At 73.0% G+C, this 18108-nt stretch carries 14 protein-coding genes and 1 pseudogene; 10 read left to right on the forward strand and 5 right to left on the reverse strand.

Translation table 11 applies throughout. The features are described 5' to 3' along the window. The first annotated feature begins 305 nt into the window (after nucleotides 1–305). The 10 genes and pseudogenes from JGS22_RS14040 to JGS22_RS14085 all read left to right on the forward strand — a co-directional run bounded on the left by JGS22_RS14040 (nucleotide 306) and on the right by JGS22_RS14085 (nucleotide 13681). A complete protein-coding gene (locus tag JGS22_RS14040) occupies nucleotides 306–596 on the forward strand; it encodes a DUF3039 domain-containing protein (RefSeq protein ID WP_216814988.1) in 291 nt (96 codons plus the stop codon). A 130-nt stretch (nucleotides 597–726) separates the two neighbouring features. Then, nucleotides 727–1956 (forward strand): tetratricopeptide repeat protein, encoded by a 1230-nt coding sequence (locus JGS22_RS14045; protein ID WP_216814989.1) that lies wholly within the window; start codon nucleotides 727–729, stop codon nucleotides 1954–1956. A 172-nt stretch (nucleotides 1957–2128) separates the two neighbouring features. Next, nucleotides 2129–2266, forward strand: coding sequence for a DUF6126 family protein (locus JGS22_RS14050; RefSeq protein ID WP_211043103.1), 138 nt, complete (start codon nucleotides 2129–2131; stop codon nucleotides 2264–2266). Between the two features lie 89 nt (nucleotides 2267–2355). Next, on the forward strand, nucleotides 2356–4032 hold the full coding sequence (locus JGS22_RS14055; protein WP_211043101.1) for a beta-N-acetylhexosaminidase: 1677 nt from the start codon (nucleotides 2356–2358) through the stop codon (nucleotides 4030–4032). A gap of 378 nt (nucleotides 4033–4410) precedes the next feature. Then, complete coding sequence (locus tag JGS22_RS14060; RefSeq protein WP_211043099.1) at nucleotides 4411–5340, forward strand: FAD binding domain-containing protein; 930 nt, start codon at nucleotides 4411–4413, stop codon at nucleotides 5338–5340. A 913-nt stretch (nucleotides 5341–6253) separates the two neighbouring features. Continuing rightward, nucleotides 6254–7261, forward strand: a pseudogene (locus tag JGS22_RS26335) ((2Fe-2S)-binding protein); the annotation flags it as partial. A gap of 11 nt (nucleotides 7262–7272) precedes the next feature. After that, nucleotides 7273–9576 carry a xanthine dehydrogenase family protein molybdopterin-binding subunit gene (locus JGS22_RS14070; protein ID WP_211042846.1) on the forward strand — a complete coding sequence of 768 codons (2304 nt, stop codon included), beginning with the start codon at nucleotides 7273–7275 and terminating at the stop codon, nucleotides 9574–9576. A gap of 149 nt (nucleotides 9577–9725) precedes the next feature. After that, on the forward strand, nucleotides 9726–11507 hold the full coding sequence (locus tag JGS22_RS14075) for a DEAD/DEAH box helicase (RefSeq protein ID WP_211042848.1): 1782 nt from the start codon (nucleotides 9726–9728) through the stop codon (nucleotides 11505–11507). 503 nt (nucleotides 11508–12010) lie between these two features. After that, nucleotides 12011–12655, forward strand: a complete 645-nt coding sequence (locus JGS22_RS14080) for an IclR family transcriptional regulator (protein ID WP_211042850.1) — start codon at nucleotides 12011–12013, stop codon at nucleotides 12653–12655. 225 nt (nucleotides 12656–12880) lie between these two features. Then, a complete protein-coding gene (locus JGS22_RS14085) occupies nucleotides 12881–13681 on the forward strand; it encodes a S16 family serine protease (protein ID WP_211042859.1) in 801 nt (266 codons plus the stop codon). 93 nt (nucleotides 13682–13774) lie between these two features. Here the strand turns inward: JGS22_RS14085 and JGS22_RS14090 are convergent, their stop codons facing one another. The 5 genes from JGS22_RS14090 to JGS22_RS14110 form a co-directional block, all read right to left on the reverse strand. Further along, nucleotides 13775–14665: a glycine betaine ABC transporter substrate-binding protein gene (locus JGS22_RS14090; protein ID WP_211043835.1), complete on the reverse strand. Its 891-nt coding sequence runs from the start codon at nucleotides 14663–14665 to the stop codon at nucleotides 13775–13777. A 169-nt stretch (nucleotides 14666–14834) separates the two neighbouring features. Continuing rightward, nucleotides 14835–15716: an ABC transporter permease gene (locus JGS22_RS14095; protein WP_308405663.1), complete on the reverse strand. Its 882-nt coding sequence runs from the start codon at nucleotides 15714–15716 to the stop codon at nucleotides 14835–14837. Next, on the reverse strand, nucleotides 15713–16951 hold the full coding sequence (locus tag JGS22_RS14100) for an ABC transporter ATP-binding protein (protein ID WP_211042567.1): 1239 nt from the start codon (nucleotides 16949–16951) through the stop codon (nucleotides 15713–15715). Before JGS22_RS14100 ends, JGS22_RS14095 begins: the two co-directional genes overlap by 4 nt. Next, nucleotides 16944–17591: an ABC transporter permease gene (locus JGS22_RS14105; protein ID WP_211042568.1), complete on the reverse strand. Its 648-nt coding sequence runs from the start codon at nucleotides 17589–17591 to the stop codon at nucleotides 16944–16946. The genes JGS22_RS14100 and JGS22_RS14105 overlap by 8 nt, the downstream gene beginning before the upstream one ends. Then, a complete protein-coding gene (locus JGS22_RS14110) occupies nucleotides 17588–18103 on the reverse strand; it encodes an Lrp/AsnC family transcriptional regulator (protein ID WP_211042569.1) in 516 nt (171 codons plus the stop codon). The genes JGS22_RS14105 and JGS22_RS14110 overlap by 4 nt, the downstream gene beginning before the upstream one ends. Between the last annotated feature and the right edge of the window lie 5 nt (nucleotides 18104–18108).

Consider the following 18108-nt stretch of genomic DNA (forward strand, 5'->3'; position numbering starts at 1 on the left):
TGTGTCGCGTGTCCCCGCCCTGCCCGTACGCCCCGCAGGTCCCGCGTCGCGCGTTCCGCCTGTAGGTCCCGCGTCGCGCGTTCCGCCCGTACGTCCCGCGTCGCGCCCGCGTGGGCGGCCCCGTGACGCGGCTCGGGCTGCCGGTCCGCGGGGGAGGCGAGTGCGTCGCGGGATCCCGTGCGCCACCCGGTGCGGGTGCCGTGAACTCGGGTGCGCCGACGCCTGTTCCGCCCGCCCGTTCGGCCCGTGCGGGCCGGGTCGCGCGGGCCGCGCGCACCCGTCGCGGATGGGTACCCTTGGTTCGTATGAGCACTCTTGAGCCCGACCGCGGAACGGGTACCGGCACGCTCGTCGAGCCGACTCCGCAGACGTCGCACGGCGACGGCGATCACGAGCGGTATGCGCACTACGTCCAGAAGGAAAAGATCATGTCCAGCGCGCTCGACGGCAGCCCTGTCGTCGCGCTCTGCGGCAAGGTGTGGGTCCCGGGTCGCGACCCGAAGAAGTACCCGGTGTGCCCCATGTGCAAGGAGATCTACGAGTCCATGACCTCCGGGGGCGGGGACAAGGGCGGCAAGGGCGACGGCAAGAAGTAGCCGCCGCGGGCGGCGCCGCCGATACGCTGTTGCGCAGGGCCCGGCCTGCCCCCGACGCGCTGTTGAGGCGCGCCGGGGGCAGGCCTTTGCGCCCGGGCAGTGGCAGCCGAAGCGCGAGCAGAGCGGGGGCGTGGTGCACGACGGTGTGGACGGAGTCGATCCCGACGGCCGGGACCGGATCGAGCTGGTGCAGCGCCTGTGCGAGTCCGGCCGCCTCGACGAGGCGCACGCCCTGCTCGACGACGACTGGGTGCGGGCCGTCGGCAGCCTCGGCTATCTGCTGCGGGCCTACGTCCACGCGCTGCGCGGCTCCCGGGCGGAGAGTCGGGAGGCGACCGACTGGGCGCTGCTGCATCTGGACGGTGATCCGGTCGATCAGCTCTGCCTGGCGGGACAGGTGCTGCTGGCTCTCGGCGACGAGCACCGCGCGCTGACGATCGGCCGTCGCGCACTGGCCGCCGACCCGCACGACTGGCGGCCCCGCGTCCTGCTGGCCGACGCCTACCGGGAGTTGGACCGTATCCAGGAGAGCGTGACACTCGCCCGGCACGCCGTGGACCTCGCGCCCGAGGAGGTGGAGGCCCAGCTCGCGCTGGCCCGTTCGCTGAGTCTGCGGCATGCGCTGCCGGGCCAGCGGCGCCGCGCGCTGACCTCCGAGCGCGACCGCGCCTGGGCCCGGGCCGCCGAACTCGGCGCCGACGAGGCGGCGTTGGCCGGGGCCAGGCCGCCCTGGTGGCGCCGGTTCCGCTGGCTGCCCGTGGTGGTGATCTTCCTCGGCCTGCAAGTGGTCGCCGGTATCGACTGGCGGCTGGCGATCGGCGTGCTCTGCGCGATGTTGATCGCTCTGATCGGTCTGTGGTGGGTCTCCGTGCTGCGGGTCGGCGCGCGGCCCGCGGACCGGGTGCAGGCGGCCAGGGCCGCGACCAGGGCAGAGCTGCTCGGCCACCCGGGCCAGGCCCGGGTGGTGGAGCTGGCGGTCGCAGTGGTGCTCCCGCTGGTGCCCCTCTTCACCACCGGTTTCGTGGCCGCAGCCGCCGCGGACGGGCAGCCCTGGCCAGCGCTCGCGGCGCTCTGCGCCGGGCTCGGCGCCGCTGCCGCGGTGCTCGGCGGCGGACTGCTGGTGCGCTGGTGGTACGGGGAGCGGGTGTGGCGCGAGCGGCTGCTGCACAGCCCGTACGTGGAACGGCGGCTGGCGCTGGTCCTGGTGCTGTCCGGGGGCACGGTGGCGATGGTGCTCGGCGGGGTGGGCGGAGGCTGGTGGGACGCGGTGTTCCTGGCCCATCTGCTGTTCGTCGTGGTCGGCTCGGTCCGCGGCGTCTGGCGGCTGGCGGTGGAGCGGAGCAGCCGCGTGGCGGGCTGAGCCCGTGGCGCCGGCGGTAGCGGCGGCGTGCGGACGGCGGGGCGTACCCGGTCGGGTCCGGGGCGTACCCGGTCGGGTCCGGCCGTTGGCAGTGCCGGGGCCCGGTGCGGAGGCGGTGCGCGCTGTGGGACCGTGGTGGCTGACCTGCCGGGTCGGCGAAGGGACAGGGACGATGAGCGGTCGGGCGGCTTCGGAGAGCTGGAAGGAGCGCAGCGTCTGGCTGCGTGTCTTCATCTACGTCTTCGCGACGCACCTCTTCGCCGGTTTTGTGATGCTGCTGTTCTTCGTCGGGGACCACGCGCAGAAGTGACCTCCCGGCGGCGCCGGAAACAGGTTTGAGCTGCCGATATTGGTATAGACCTTGTGTCGCGGAGAGGGCCCCCGTAGCCTTCGACGACCATGGACTCCTCTTCGCTGTCAGGTGCGTCCGAGACCCCTCTCAGCCCTTCACCACTGATCCCCGCTCCCGTCGCCGTCCGCCCCGCCGAGGGCGCCCTGCGGCTCGACGCCGACACTGCCCTGGCCGCAGCCGCCGGCACCGAAGGCGTCGCGCGCTGGCTCCGTACGACACTGGGCGCGGCCACCGGTTGGCCGCTGCTCCCGGACGGGCCCGGCCCGGTCGTCCGCCTGGAGCTCGACAGTCAACTCGCCGCAGAGGCCCACCGGTTGACCGTCGACGAGTCCGGGGTGCGCCTGGTCGGCGGCAGCGCCGCGGGCGTCTTCTGGGCCGCCCAGACCCTGCGTCAGCTCCTCGGTCCGGTCGCCCACCGCCGGGCGCCGCTGCCCGGCGCGCAGACCGACCCGCTGCCCCACGGCAGCATCGAGGACGAGCCCCGTTTCGGCTGGCGCGGTTTCATGCTCGACGTCTCCCGGCACTTCATGCCCAAGGACGGCGTGCTGCGGTACATCGACCTGCTCGCCGCGCACAAGCTGAACGTGCTGCATCTGCACCTCACCGACGACCAGGGCTGGCGGGTGGAGATCAAGCGCTACCCGCGGCTCACCGAGGTCGGCGGCTGGCGACCCGGCACCCGGGTCGGCCACCGGGCCTCCGGGCTGTGGGACGAGCGCCGCCACGGCGGGTGCTACACCCAGGACGACATCCGCGAGATCGTCGCCTACGCGGCCGAGCGGCACATCACGGTAGTGCCCGAGATCGAGGTTCCGGGCCACTCGCAGGCCGCCATCGCCGCCTACCCCGAACTGGGCAACACCGACGCGGTGGACACCGGCGCGCTCGACGTCTGGACGGACTGGGGCATCAGCGCCAACGTGCTCGCCCCCACCGACGAGGTGCTGCACTTCTACGAGAACGTGCTCACCGAGATCCTGGAGCTCTTCCCCGGCGAGTTCGTGCATCTCGGCGGGGACGAGTGCCCCAAGGAACAGTGGCAGGCGTCGCAGACCGCCAAGCAGCGCATCGTCGACCTCGATCTCGCGGACGAGGAGGAGTTGCAGACCTGGTTCATCCGGCACTTCGACCGCTGGCTGGCCGAGCGGGGGCGCAGGCTCATCGGCTGGGACGAGATCCTCTCCGGCGGCGGCCTGGCGACGGACGGCCGCGGGTTGGGGCCCGGCGCGGCCGTCACCTCCTGGCGCGGCTACGCGGGCGGTGTGGCGGCGGCGCGCTCCGGCAGGGACGTCGTGATCTGCCCCGAGCAGCACGTCTACCTGGACCACCGGCAGGCCGCGGGCGAGGACGAGCCGGTACCCATCGGCTTCGTCCGCACGCTGCGCGACGTCTACGAATTCGAGCCGCTGCCGCCGGAGTTGGCCGGTACGGACGCCGAGGGGCGGGTGCTCGGCGCGCAGGCGAACCTGTGGACCGAGGTCGCGGAGAGCCGTCAACGTGTGGACTACCAGGCGTTCCCCCGGCTCGCCGCGTTCGCGGAGGTGGTCTGGAGCGGTCGGGAGCACCGGAGTTGGCCGGATTTCGAGGGTCGGATGGTGCGCGGGCACTACGCGCGACTGGACGCCATGGGCATCGACTACCGGCCGCCGGGCGGTCCCAGGCCCTGGCAGCAGCGCCCCGGTGTGCTCGGACGTCCGATCGACGGAGTCCCCCCGATCGTGTGAGCGGGCGCTGTTGGGCGCCCGGCCGACCCCGGCGGCTGGAAGCGTGGCTTTCGGTCGCCGAGGTCCGGCGACGGGGAATCGGACCCTCCTGCGAAGCGGGTCCGGCCGTCCCCGGGGCGGCGCTTCGAGAAGTGTCCGAGAGGCACCGGGCGGCAGCGCGGGGCTCCGGCGATGCGACCCAGGTGACGATTCGGGCAAATCGTACCCATCGTGGTCTTTCCCAACTCCCTTGGGGCTGCGCGCGGATCGGCGGAGCGCCGGACAACGGCGCCCCTCGCGTCGCGCGGCCCCGGAGTTGTGCCAGAGTTGCCACCTCCAGCCTCTGAGCACGTACCGTACGGCTGAGTAAGCCGGGCAGCCGGGGAAGGGGCAGCTGGATTGAGCACGCACGCGCCGCATGCGCCACACAGCCCAGGGCTCAGGCGGTCCGTCGTCCTGCCCGCCACGCTCGACGAGGCGGTGGCCGCGCTCACCGAGATGCCTGCGGCCGTACCCGTCGCGGGCGGCACGGACCTGATGGTCTCGGTCAACTCCGGCCGGCTGCGGCCCGCCGGACTGGTCAGCCTGGCCCGCATCAGCGAACTCCGCGGCTGGGAGTACCAGGACGGCCACGGCCTGCTGGGCGCCGGACTCACCCACGCCCGGATGGGCCGACCCGACTTCGCCGCCCTCTTCCCTGCGCTCGCCGCCGCCGCCCGCGCCGCCGGACCGCCCCAGATCCGCAACGCCGGGACCCTCGGCGGGAACGTCGTCACCGCCGCCCCCACCGGCGACACTCTGCCCGTACTGGCCGCGCTCGAAGCGGTGTTGGTCATCGCCGGCAGCGAGGGCGCCCGTCGCGAGGTGCCGGTCAGCCATCTCCTCGCCGGCATGGAGATGCTCCGGCCCGGCGAGGTGATCGGTCATCTGCGGGTCCCGCTGCTGCACGCACCGCAGTCCTTCCTCAAGGCCACCGCGCGCACCGGCCCGAGCCGCGCGCAGGCCTCCGCGGCCGTGGTCCTCGACCCGGCCAGACGCGGGGTGCGGTGCGCGATCGGCGCGGTGGCGCCGATGCCGCTGCGCCCGCTGGAGGCAGAGCAGTGGGTGGCCTCGCTGATCGACTGGTCGGTGGTGATGGACAAGGGCGCCAGCGCGCTCGCACCCGAGGCGCTCGAGGCGTTCGGGCAGTACGTCGCGATGGCCTGCATCCCCGACCCGGAGCCCACCGTGGACGGGGAGGCGGCCGTCGAACTTCCGCCCGCCGCGCTGCATCTGCGGCGTACCGTGGCGGCACTGGCTCGCCGGGCACTGGGGAGGGCTCTCGCATGAGCGATGACCAGCAGCGGTGGCGTACGTCCGAGGATCCGCACAGCGTGCCGCCGGCCGGCGGCTGGGGCGGGGAGTACGACGCGGACGCCACCGCCTTCGTTCAACTGCCGACCGAACTGCCGCCCGTCGGCGGTGGCGGGGCCGGCGAGTACGACCCGCTGGCCGCGCCGCTCGCCGCGCCCGGCACCGGAGCCGGCTGGGAGCCGCCGGCCATTCCGCCGATGACACCGGCCGCGTCCACCGACCCGACGGCGACCGGCCAGTGGACGATGCCGTTCGCGCCGGTGGGGGAGCAGTACCCGGCTGTCGACCAGACCCCGGACCGCACGCGGGCGAACGACCACACCGCGCTCGGCCAGGGCGCTGCCGCCGCGCTCGCGGGCGCCCACGAGGCACGTACGCCCCTCGGTCGGCAGTTGAACGAAGGCGGTGGCGTCCGCGTCGTACTCCCCGCCCCAGCCGCCGGCCGGCGGCTGGGGCGGGGAGTACGACGCGGACGCCACCGCCTTCGTTCAACTGCCGACCGAACTGCCGCCCGTCGGCGGCCGACTCCGATTCCGCGGTGGAGTCGGCCGCGGCGGTGTCGGTCGCGGCGCGCGGCGGCGGGACCTGGGAGGCGGCGGCGTTCTCGCCGGACTGCTCCGGGCCCGGGCCCTGCACGGCCGGCTGCTCCGGCGCACTACCGTTCGCGGGCCCGGCCGGGTACTCCGCCGACGGTCCGACCCCGTGGTCGGTGCCGTACTCGGCCTCGTACTCCGTGCCGTAGTCGGCGCCGTGGCCGGTGCCGTTCCCCCGGGGGAACGGCACCGGCCACGGCGCCGACTACGGCACGGAGTACGAGGCCGAGTACGGCACCGACCACGGGGTCGGACCGTCGGCGGAGTACCCGGCCGGGCCCGCGAACGGTAGTGCGCCGGAGCAGCCGGCCGTGCAGGGCCCGGGCCCGGAGCAGTCCGGCGAGAACGCCGCCGCCTCCCAGGTCCCGCCGCCGCGCGCCGCGACCGACACCGCCGCGGCCGACTCCACCGCGGAATCGGCCGCCGAGCCGGGCCGGGGCCCCGAGCCCGGGGACCCCGACCCGGACCGCGCCGCCGAGCCGGCAGAGCCGGCGGCGGACGCGGAATCGGAGTCGGCCGCCGACGGGCAGCCGGCCGAGGACTCCGAACACCCGCTGGAGTCCTACGTTCTGCACGTCAACGGCGCGGACCGGCCGGTGGCCGACGCGTGGATCGGGGAGTCGCTGCTCTACGTGCTGCGCGAGCGCCTCGGCCTCGCGGGTGCCAAGGACGGCTGCTCGCAGGGCGAGTGCGGCGCCTGCTCCGTACAGGTCGACGGGCGGCTGGTCGCCTCGTGCCTGGTGCCCGCGATCACCGCGGCGGAGTCGGAGGTCCGTACGGTCGAGGGTCTGGCAAGGGACGGCGAACCCTCCGACGTGCAGCGGGCGTTGGCCGAACGCGCCGGCGCGCACTGCGGCTTCTGCGTACCCGGCATGGCGATGACGGTGCACGATCTGCTCGCCGGCAACCACAACCCCAACGACCTCGAGGTCCGGCAGGCGCTGTGCGGCAACCTGTGCCGCTGCTCGGGCTACCGGGGGGTGCTGGAGGCGGTCCGCGAGGTCTCCGAGTCCCGCGCCGCCAAGCTCGCGGAGCAGCAGAACCAGCACCAGCAGCACCAGCACCAGAGCCAGCAGCACCAGAGCCACCAGAGCCAGAGCCGGAACCAGCAGTCCGCACAGAACGCGCCCGTCCCGCAGCAGTCGCAGGGCCCGCACCAGGAACACCGGCACCAGCCGCACACCGGGCAGCAGAGCGCGGTCCACCCCGGCCGCGGCCCGGCCGACGTCCCGCGCGGCGCCGAGCCGGAACCGCACGGGGTGCCGCAGCAGTCCAGGACCGAGGAGCCCGGAGGCGCGCCGTGACGATCGGCGACATGACGTCCCAGACGGCCGGCGCGGGCGACAGCGCGCTGCCGCCTCCCGCCACCGCCGCGCCCCGCGGCCTCGGCCGGTCCCTGCTGCCCACCGACGGCCTGGCCAAGGCCCAGGGCACCTTCCCCTACGCCGCCGACCTGTGGGCCGAGGGACTGCTGTGGGCGGCGGTGCTCCGCGCCCCGCACCCGCATGCGCGCATCACCGCGATCGACACCTCGCAGGCCGCGGCGATGCCGGGCGTGCACGCGATCGTCACCCACGAGGACGTCCCCGGCAGCGCCACCCACGGGCGCAAGATCGCCGACCGGCCCGCCTTCGCCCGCGATCTGGTCCGGCACTACGGCGAGGCCGTCGCCGCCGTCGCAGCCGACCACCCGGACACCGCCCGGATGGCGATGGCCGCGATCGTGGTGGAGTACGAGGTCCTGGAGCCGGTCACCGATCCGGAGCAGGCGTTCGAGGCCGAACCGATCCACCCCGACGGCAATCTGCTGCGCCACATCCCGCTGCGTTTCGGCGACCCCGAGGCCGCCGGCGAGGTCGTCGTCGAAGGGCTCTACCGCATCGGCCGCCAGGACCCCTCGCCGGTCGGGGCCGAGGCCGGACTCGCCGTGCCCCGGCAGGACGGCGGCGTGGAGATCCACACCTCCTGCACCGATCCGCACAGCGACCGCGACCAGGCCGCCGCCTGCCTCGGACTCCCGGCCGAGCAGGTCAAGTTCGTGGTGACCGCGGTCCCCGGAGCGACCGGAGACCGCGAGGACCTGAGCTTCCAGCTCCCGCTCGCGCTGCTGGCGATCCGCACCGCGAGACCGGTCAAGCTCGCCGCCGCGCGCGACGAGTCCTTCCTCGGCCACTCGCACCGCCACCCGACCATGCTCCGCTACCGCCACCACGCCGACGGCGAGGGCCGGTTGGTCAAGGTGGAGGCGCAGATCCTCCAGGACGGCGGCGCCTACGCCGACGCCTCGGCGGACGCGCTCGCCGCGGCGGTCTCCTTCGCCGTCGGCCCGTACGTGGTGCCGCACGCGGTGGTCGACGGCTGGGCGGTGCGCACCAACAACCCGCCGTCCGGCCATGTCCGCGGCGAGGGCGCCATGCAGGTGTGCGCCGCGTACGAGGGCCAGATGGACAAACTGGCAGCGCGTCTGGGTCTGGACCCGGTCGAGCTGCGCCGCCGGAACGTCATGTCCACCGGCGATCTGCTGCCCACCGGCCAGAGCGTCACCTGCCCGGCGCCGGTCGCCCAACTCCTGGACGCCGTACGGGACTACCCGCTGCCGCCGCTGCCCAACGAGTCCCCTGCCGACCAGTGGCTGCTGCCCGGCGGCCCGGCCGGTGCCGGTGACCCCGGCGCGGTGCGGCGGGGAGTCGGCCACGCGGTCGGCATGGTGCACATGCTCGGGGCGGAGGGCACCGACGAGGTGTCCACCGCGACCGTGAAGGTCGAGGGCCCGGTCGCGACCGTGCTCTGTGCGGCGGTGGAAACCGGCCAGGGCTTCACCACCCTGGCCCGGCAGATCGTGCAGGACGTGCTCGGCGTCGACGAGGTGCGGGTGGCCAGCGTCGACACCGACCAGCCGCCCGCCGGTCCGGGCGCGCGCGGCCGTCACACCTGGGTGTCCGGCGGTGCGGTCGAGCGCGCCGCGAAGATGGTCCGCACCCAGCTGCTCCAGCCGCTCGCCGCCAAGTTCGGGATGTCCACCGAGCTGCTCAGCATCTCCGAGGGAAAGATCACCTCCTACGACGGGGTGCTCTCCACCCCGGTCGCCGAGGTGCTGGAGGGCAAGGAGCTCTGGGCGACCGCCCAGTGCCGCCCGCACCCCACCGAGCCGCTGGACGACAGCGGGCAGGGCGACGCCTTCGTCAGCCTCGCCTTCGCCGCGGTGCGCGCGGTGGTCGACGTGGACGTGGAGCTCGGCACCGTACGGGTGGTGGAGCTCGCCGTGGCACAGGACGTCGGGCGGCTGCTGAACCCGGCGATCGTCCGCTCCCGCATCGAGGCCGGGATGACCCAGGGCCTGGGGGCCGCGCTCACCGAGCATCTGCGGGTCGCCAAGGGCGTGGTGCGACACCCCGATCTGACCAGCTACGCGATGCCGACCTCGCTCGACGTACCGGACATCAAGATCGTCAAGCTGCTGGAGGAGCGCGATGTGGTCGCGCCCTTCGGAGCCAAATCGGTCAGTGCCGTGCCGGTGGTCGTCACCCCGGCCGCCATCGCCTCGGCGGTGCGCGCGGCCACCGGCCGGCCGGTCAACCGGCTGCCCATCCGCCCCGCGGCGGCAGTGGTGACCGGTTAGCATCCCGGCCGCGCCGTGTCCGGCGCCCGTGCCGGGGGCGGCGCGAGTGTGCCCGGTGTCGCACAGCGCGGCGGCCGGATCCCGCCGTCGTCACCCCCGGGGCCCGGTAGGCTGACGCGGTTGCCGTCGACCGACCCCTCCCGGAGACCGTGAGTACCGCCACCTCCCACCACCTCTCCCCGGCCTTCCCGGGCCGCGCCCCGTGGGGCACGGCCAGCAAGCTGCGCGCCTGGCAGCAGGGGGCCATGGACGCGTACCTGGAGCAGCATCCGCGCGACTTCCTCGCGGTCGCCACTCCCGGTGCCGGCAAGACGACCTTCGCGCTGACGCTGGCCTCCTGGCTGCTGCACCACCGCGTCGTCCAGCAGGTCACCGTCGTCGCGCCCACCGAGCATCTGAAGAAGCAGTGGGCGGAGGCCGCCGCGCGCATAGGGATCAAGCTCGATCCGGAGTACAGCGCGGGCGCGCTCAACAAGGAGTACCACGGCGTCGCCGTGACGTACGCGGGTGTCGGGGTACGGCCGATGCTGCACCGCAACCGCTGCGAGCAGCGCAAGACCCTGGTGATCCTGGACGAGATCCACCACGCCGGCGACTCCAAGTCGTGGGGCGAGGCGTGCTCCGAGGCGTTCGAACCGGCCACCAGGCGACTGGCGTTGACCGGTACGCCGTTCCGTTCGGACACCAACCCGATCCCGTTCGTCACCTACGTCGAGGGGTCGGACGGCATCCGCCGCTCGTCGGCCGACTACACCTACGGCTACGGCGGCGCGCTCGCCGACGGTGTCGTGCGGCCGGTCATCTTCCTCTCCTACAGCGGCAACATGCGCTGGCGGACCAAGGCCGGCGACGAGATCGCCGCCCGGCTCGGCGAGCCGATGACCAAGGACGCCGTCTCGCAGGCCTGGCGCACCGCGCTCAACCCCAAGGGCGAGTGGATGCCGAGTGTGCTGAAGGCCGCCGACCGGCGGCTCGAAGAGGTGCGCAAGGCCATCCCGGACGCGGGCGGGCTGGTGATCGCCAGCGACCAGGAGTCGGCCCGGGCCTACGCCAAGCTGCTGCGCGACATCTCCGGTCGGGCGGTGACCGTCGTGCTCTCCGACGACACCGGCGCCTCCCAGCGCATCGATGACTTCCGGCAGTCCGAGGACCGCTGGATGGTGGCGGTGCGGATGGTGTCCGAGGGCGTCGACGTACCGCGGCTGGCTGTCGGCGTGTACGCGACCACGGTCTCGACCCCGCTCTTCTTCGCCCAGGCCGTGGGCCGTTTCGTACGGTCGCGCCGGCGCGGCGAGACTGCCTCGGTCTTCCTGCCGACGGTCCCGATGCTGCTCGGTTTCGCCCACGAGATGGAGGTCGAGCGCGACCACGTCCTGGACAAGCCGAAGAAGGCCGACGACGACCCGTACGCCGAGGAGGCCGACCTGCTGAAGGAGGCCGAGCGCGCCGAGGACGAGAACACCGGCGAGCAGGAGGAACTCTCCTTCGAGGCCCTGGAGTCGGACGCCGTCTTCGACCGGGTGATGTACGACGGCGCCGAGTTCGGGATGCAGGCGCGCCCGGGCAGCGAGGAGGAGCAGGACTACCTCGGCATCCCGGGGCTGCTGGAGCCGGACCAGGTGCAGATACTGCTGCACAAGCGTCAGGCGAAGCAGATCGCGCACAGCCGCAAGCGGCCGGATGCCGAGGCCGACCTGCCGGAGATCCCGGCCGAGCGCCGTCCGGTGGTCACCCACAAGGAACTCCTGGAGCTGCGGCGCAAGCTCAACACCATGGTGGGCGCGTACGTCCACCAGAGCGGCAAACCGCACGGTGTCGTCCACAACGAGCTGCGCCGGCTGTGCGGCGGCCCCGCCTCCGCCGAGGCGACGGCGGGGCAGTTGCAGACCCGTATCGCCAAGGTGCAGGAGTGGGCGACCCGGATGCGCTAGGCCCGCTCTTCGCCGGGGTTCGCGACCGCGGCGGGCTGCGTGGCCGGTCGTCGTCTCGTGTGGCGGGCGCCGTACGCCGCGGGCCGCCTCCGGTCTCGTCCGAGGTGCGGGCCAGGTGCGGGCCGAGGTGCGTCCGAGGCCGATCCGGGGCGCGGGTTTCACCGTCCGTGGTGGCCAGTTGGCGCCCGGCGCCATGTTGCCGCGGACGCGCTCTGTCCTGTGAGTGCGCCGGATGTTCCGCTAGTCGGACACCCGTTGCCGTGGCGATACCGGGGAGCCGTGCGGAAGCTGACCGGATTCTGGACGGAGTCTTCCGGTGAGCGGTGCGGGTCGCTAGGTTTCCGGTCACGCAGTACGCCCCGCGGGCAGCGTCGCCCCCGGAGCGCCGCCGGTGCGATCTGCCGGCCCGGACCGGTGGCTCCACTCGTGTCCGTTCACCGGACGGTCGGCACATCCGCGAGGAACCGGCCCGGTCCGCCCAGTCGCTTGAGAAGAGGGGCGTCGTGACCGCGGAGACATCTCAGACGCTCGACCGGGGACTGCGCGTCCTCAAGCTGCTCGCCGACACCGACCACGGACTGACGGTGACCGAGCTCTCGCACCGGCTCGGTGTCAACAGGACCGTCATCTACCGACTTCTCGCCACGCTTGAGCAGCACGCGCTGATCCGGCGCGACCTCGGCGGCCGGGCACGCGTGGGCCTCGGGGTGCTGCGCCTGGGACGCCAGGTCCACCCGCTGGTCAGGGAGGCGGCGCTGCCCGCACTGCGTTCGCTGGCCGAGGAAGTGGGCGCGACCGCCCATCTCACCCTCGTGGACGGCCAGGAGGCGCTGGCGGTGGCTGTCGTCGAACCCAGCTGGACCGACTACCACGTCGCCTACCGCGCCGGCTTCCGCCACCCGCTGGACCGCGGCGCCGCAGGCAGGGCGATCACCGTGGGGCGCGGGGCGGACGACGAGGTCTCCGACGGTTTCGTGCTCACCCACGGCGAGTTGGAGGCGGGTGCCAGCGGCGCTGCGGCCCCGCTGCGGGACGTCGGCGGGATCGAGGGCAGTGTGGGCGTGATCATGCTCTCCGACTCCGTTCCCGAAAGCATCGGCCACCGGGTCGTCGCCGCCGCCAAGGAAGTCGCGGACGCCCTGCGTTGACCGCCCGCCACCGGTTCGCCCGCCAACCGGCCCGCGCGCCGCGCTCCGTCCGGGGACGCGCCCACGACGCGTACGGTCCCGCACAGCGCGCACGCCCCGCAGCCCCCTCACAGCGCGCACGACCGTACGCGCCCGCGCTCCCCCGTGCGGTCGTGTCGCGGTGCGCCGCCCGGTGCGGTACGGCCCCCGGCGGGTGACGGGCCCCGCGCGCGTTAGATTGCACGGGTGATGTCTCGCCTCTCCTCCCGCCGTGGCCCGCTGCTGGCGGCGTGTGCCGTGCCGATCGTCGCGCTGGTCGCGGTCGCCGCCCTCGCCCCGCTGCCGTACGTCGTCGCTCAACCCGGCGTCACCGCCGATGTGTTGGGCGAGTACGAGGGCAAGCGGGTGATCAGGGTGCAGGCGGACGAGGGCGAGGTGCGCAGCGCCGACGGCAGGCTGCTGATGACCACCATCGCCGCCACCACCGCGGACACCGAGCTGCGGCTGACCGACGTCGTGAAGGGCTGGTTCGACGACGACCGGGCGGTGATGCCCAAGGACGCCGTCTACCCCAGGGGCGACTCGGTCGAGAAGATCCGCAAGCACAACACCGAGCAGATGAACGAGTCTCAGAGCGCCGCGGTGCAGGCCGCGCTCGGGCGCCTGCGGCTCTCGGAGGACGAGGTGGAGGTCGACCTCGCACTGGAGGACATCGGCGGCCCCAGCGCAGGGCTGCTCTTCGCGCTCGGCATCGTCGAGCTGCTGGACGGCGACGGGCGGGGCGGCGATCTCACCGGCGGCCGTACGGTCGCGGGCACCGGCACCATCACCGCGAGCGGCCGGGTCGGCCCGGTCGGCGGCGTACCGCTGAAGACGCTGGCGGCCAAGCGCGACGGCGCCTCGGTGTTCCTGGTGCCCGCGGACGAGTGCGCGGCGGCCGAGGCGGCGGCGCCCGACGGGCTGCGACTGGTGCCGGTGGAGACCCTGAGCGGCGCAATGGACTCGCTCAAGGCACTGGAGGACGGCGGCGACGTGCCGTCCTGCTGACCCGTCCCGGCGCCCGCGCTCCCCCGTGCGGTCGTGTCGCGGTGCGCCGCCCGGCCCCCGCGCTGTCCAACGGGGCCAACGGGGCCAGCGGGGTCAGCCCTCCTTGATGAACCCCTTCTCCACCAGCCAGTCCTTCGCCACCTCGTGCGGGTCCTCGCCGTCCACGTCGACCCGCCCGTTGAGCTCCTGGGCGACGTCGTTGTTGAGCGCCTTGGTGAGCGGGGCCAGAACCTTCGCGATTGCCGGGTACTTCTTCAGCGTTCGGGTGTGGATGGTGGGCGCCGCGTCGTACTGCGGGAAGAAGCGCTTGTCGTCCTTGAGGACCTTGAGGTCCATCGCCCTGATGCGGCCGTCGGTGGTGGAGACCTGGCCGAAGGTGCAGGAGCGCGCGGAGTCGGTCTGGGTGTAGATCACGCCGTCGCTCATCTTCTTGATGCGGGAGGCCGGGATCTTCATGCCGTACGCCTCGGTCAGTCCCGGGAGCCCGTCCTCGCGGGAGGCGAACTCGGCGCCCACGCAGACCGTCACGGCCGAGGGGTCCGACTTGCTCAGCTTCGCCACGTCGGAGACGTTCTCCACCCCGAGCTTCTTCTTGTTGGCCGCGTTCACTGCGAGGGCGTAGGTGTTGTTGAGCGTGGAGCGCGGCAGCCAGGTGACGCCGTTCCCGCGGTCGCCGTCGCGTACGGCCTTCCACTGCTTCTGCGGGTCGGGGATCGGCTCGGTGTTGCCGAGGTAGGTGATCCAACCGGTGCCGGTGTACTCGTACATCGCGTCGGCGTCGCCGGACTTCACCGCTTCCCTGGCGCCGATCGACCCCTGGATGTTGGTGCGGTCGACGACCTGCGCGCCCGAGGCCTTGAAGACCAGACCGAGCATCGAGCCGAGGATGATCTGCTCGGTGAACTCCTTGGATGTGACGGTGAGTTGGGCGCCCTTGAGCGGCTCGCCCTTCCCGATGCTGCCGGGGCTGACCTCGTCGGTCATGGGGCTGCCGCTGACCAGTCCGCAGCCGGAGAGAGCGGGCAGCAGCGCGAGTGCGGCCAGCGCCGCCGCCGGCGCCGGAGCGCGGCGCTGGCCGCACTCGCGCTGCCCGTCGTGCCTCCCGCGCAGACGTCCCTCGCGCCGCCCGTCCCTCGTGTCCTCGTGCCGCCCATCACGACTTCCCCTCCACGGTCTCCAGCCCTCTGGGGCGCAGCAGCAGTTCGGCGAGTGAGCCCAGCCAGTCGATCAGCAGGGCGAGGGCCACGGTGAGCATCGATCCGAGCACCAGGATCGGCATGCGCTGGTTGGTGATCCCGTCGGCGATCAGGTCGCCGAGCCCGCCGCCCCCGCCGAACGTCGCCAGGGTCGCCGTACCGACGTTGAGCACCAGGGCGTTGCGGACGCCGGCGAGGATCAGCGGTACGGCCAGCGGGAGTTCGACTCTGGTCAGCACCGCGATCGGGGACATCCCCATGCCCCTGGCAGCCTCGGTGAGCTGGGGGTCGATGCCGCGCAGCCCGGCGATGGTGTTCGCCAGCACCGGCAGTACGGCGTAGATCACCATGCCGATGATCGCCGAACGCTGGCCGATGCCCAGCCAGATGACCAGCAGCATCAGCAGTCCCAGCGCGGGGATCGCCTGTCCGAGGTTGGCGACGGCCACCACCACCGGTGTGGCCGGGCGCAGCCGCCGGCGGGTCAGCGCGATGCCCAGGGGAATGGCGATGATCAGCACGAAGAAGGTGGAGATCGCCGTCATCTCGATGTGCTGACGGGTGCGCACCCACACGTTGCCGTCGGCCAAAGAGTTGCGGGCGACGTCGTCCAGTTGGGCGCCGCGGAACCAGAGCCAGAGCAGCAGCAGGGCGATCGCGACCAGGCCGGGGATCACCAGCAGCCGCGGCCACGTCAGCCGTGCCCGCACCGACTCCGGTGCGACGAGGTCGCCCGGTGTGCGCTCGGGCTGCGCCGCCCCGTTCTTCGCCGCGCCCTGCTCCGTCTCCGCGCCCACCGCCGTGGAACCGGTGCTCGACGGCTGTCCGGGTGCGCTCACGACAGCCCCTCCTGCGCGGCCTGGGCCTGCCGCTCGCGCTCCTCGGCGAGGTCGTGCTGGTGCTCCACGGCCTCCATCCGGTCCTCCTCCAGGAGTTCGTGGACGGAGTTCATGAGTGTCTTCATGTCGACCACCCCGGTGTACTCGCCGCGGCGCCCGGTGACGGCCACCCGGCCGCCACTGTCGGTCAGCACGGCCTCCAGCGCGTCGCGCAGGGTGGCGTCCCGGGAGACGTGGTGGGTGACCGGCGAGCCCGCCCTGGCCAGCGACTCGCGTGCTCGCGAGAGGTCGCCGCGGCGCAGCCACTTGTACGGGCGGCGGTGCCGGTCGAGGAGGAGCAGCTCGTTGGTGCCGTTCGGGCCGAGCAGGTCGAAGATGCGTTGCAGCGGTTCCTCCACCGAGGCGGTCGGGAAGTCGACCACCCCGACGTCCCGCACCCGGGTCAGGTTCAGCCGCTTCAGCGCAGCCCCGGCTCCCACGAATCCGGAGACGAACTCGTCCGCCGGGTTGGTCAGGATCGCCTCGGGGCTGTCGAACTGCGCGATGTGCGAACGCTCGCGCAGTACGGCGATGCGGTCGCCGAGCTTGATGGCCTCGTCGAAGTCGTGGGTGACGAAGACGATGGTCTTGCGCAACTCGTGCTGGAGCCTGATGAGTTCGTCCTGGAGATGGTCCCTGGTGATCGGGTCCACCGCGCCGAACGGCTCGTCCATCAGCAGCACCGGAGGGTCGGCCGCCAGCGCCCGCGCCACTCCCACGCGCTGCTGCTGTCCGCCGGAGAGCTGACGGGGGTAGCGGCCGGCGAACTCGCGCGCCTCCAGGCCGACCAGGTCGAGCATCTCCTCCACCCGGGAGGCGACCTGCGCCTTGGACCAGCCGACCATCTTCGGTACGAGCGCGATGTTCTGGGCGACCGTCATGTGGGGGAAGAGTCCGGAGGACTGGATCGCGTAACCGACCTGGCGGCGCAGCCGGACCGGGTCGATGTCGGTGACGTCCTCGCCGTTGATCCGGATGCGCCCCGAGGTCGGCTCGATCAGCCGGTTGATCATCTTCAGCGTCGTCGACTTGCCGCAGCCGGACGGGCCGACGAAGATCACCGTCTCGCCCGCCCTGATCTCCATGCTGACGTTCTCCACCGCGGGCGTGGGGGTGCCCGGGTAGCGCTTGGTCAGGCCCTCCAGCCGGATCGTCGCGCCCGAGGTCTCGCTCGGCTCACCGGTTGCTTCAGGCACGGATCCCCCTAGGGATGGTCAGTCGTCCGATCAGGATGTAGGCCGCGTCGAAGAGCAGCGCCAGAATGACGATGCCCAGGGTGCCCGCGAGGACCTGGTTCAGTGCGTTCGCGCTGCCCAGCGAGGCGATGCCGCGGAAGATGAGGTTGCCCAGGCCCGGGCCGGAGGCGTACGCGGCGATGGCCGCGATGCCCATCAGCATCTGCGTCGAGACGCGGATCCCGGTGAGGATCGGCGGCCAGGCGAGCGGGAGTTCGACCCGTACCAGCCGGGTCAGACGCGACATCCCGATGCCGTTCGCGGCGTCCACCAGAGTCGGGTCGACGCCGCGCAGACCGACGATGGCGTTGCGCACGATGGGCAGCAGCCCGTAGAGCGTCAGCGCGATGACCGTCGGTGCGACGCCGAGGCCCACGACGGGGATCAGCAGGCCGAGCAGGGCGAGCGAGGGGACGGTCAGGATCGTCGCCGTCGTGGTGGTGGCCAGGTTGCCGGCCCACTCGCTCCGGTAGGTGGCCACGGCGAGCAGTACGCCGATGAGGGTGGCGAGCACCATGCACTGGAAGACGGCGCTGGCGTGCTGGAAGCCGTCCGTCAGCAGTTGTTGGTGCCGATTGCCCAGGTACTCCCAGAAACTCACTCGCCGTCTCCCGTCGGAACTGTGTCCTCGGCGCCCGGATGGCCCGCGGTGCCCGCGGCCTGACGGACCAGCGGGATGATGCGCAGGGGCACGGGGTTCTCCATCACGATGGCGGTGGAGGCCCGCATGATGCCATCAAAGCCCACGACCCGGTCGATCACGCGTTGGAGATCGCCGTTGGAGCGGGCGACCAGCCGGCAGAGCATGTCGCCCTCGCCGGTGATGGTGTGCAGCTCCAACACCTCGGGGACACCGGCGAGATGGGCGCGTACGTCGGGGCCCTGGCCCTGTTTGATCTCCAGCGTCGCGAACGCCGTCACCGGGTAGCCGAGCGCCGCCGGGTCCACCTCGGGACCGAACCCCCGGATTGCGCCGGTCGACTGAAGGCGGTCCAGCCGCGCCTGCACGGTGCCCCGCGCCACGCCGAGCCGGCGGGAGGCCTCCAGTACGCCGATCCTCGGCTCGGCGGCCAGCAGCTCCAGGAGTCTGCCGTCGAGCGGGTCTATGGCCATGCGGT

Source organism: Streptomyces tardus, assembly GCF_018101125.2.
Lineage (GTDB): Bacteria > Actinomycetota > Actinomycetes > Streptomycetales > Streptomycetaceae > Streptomyces > Streptomyces tardus.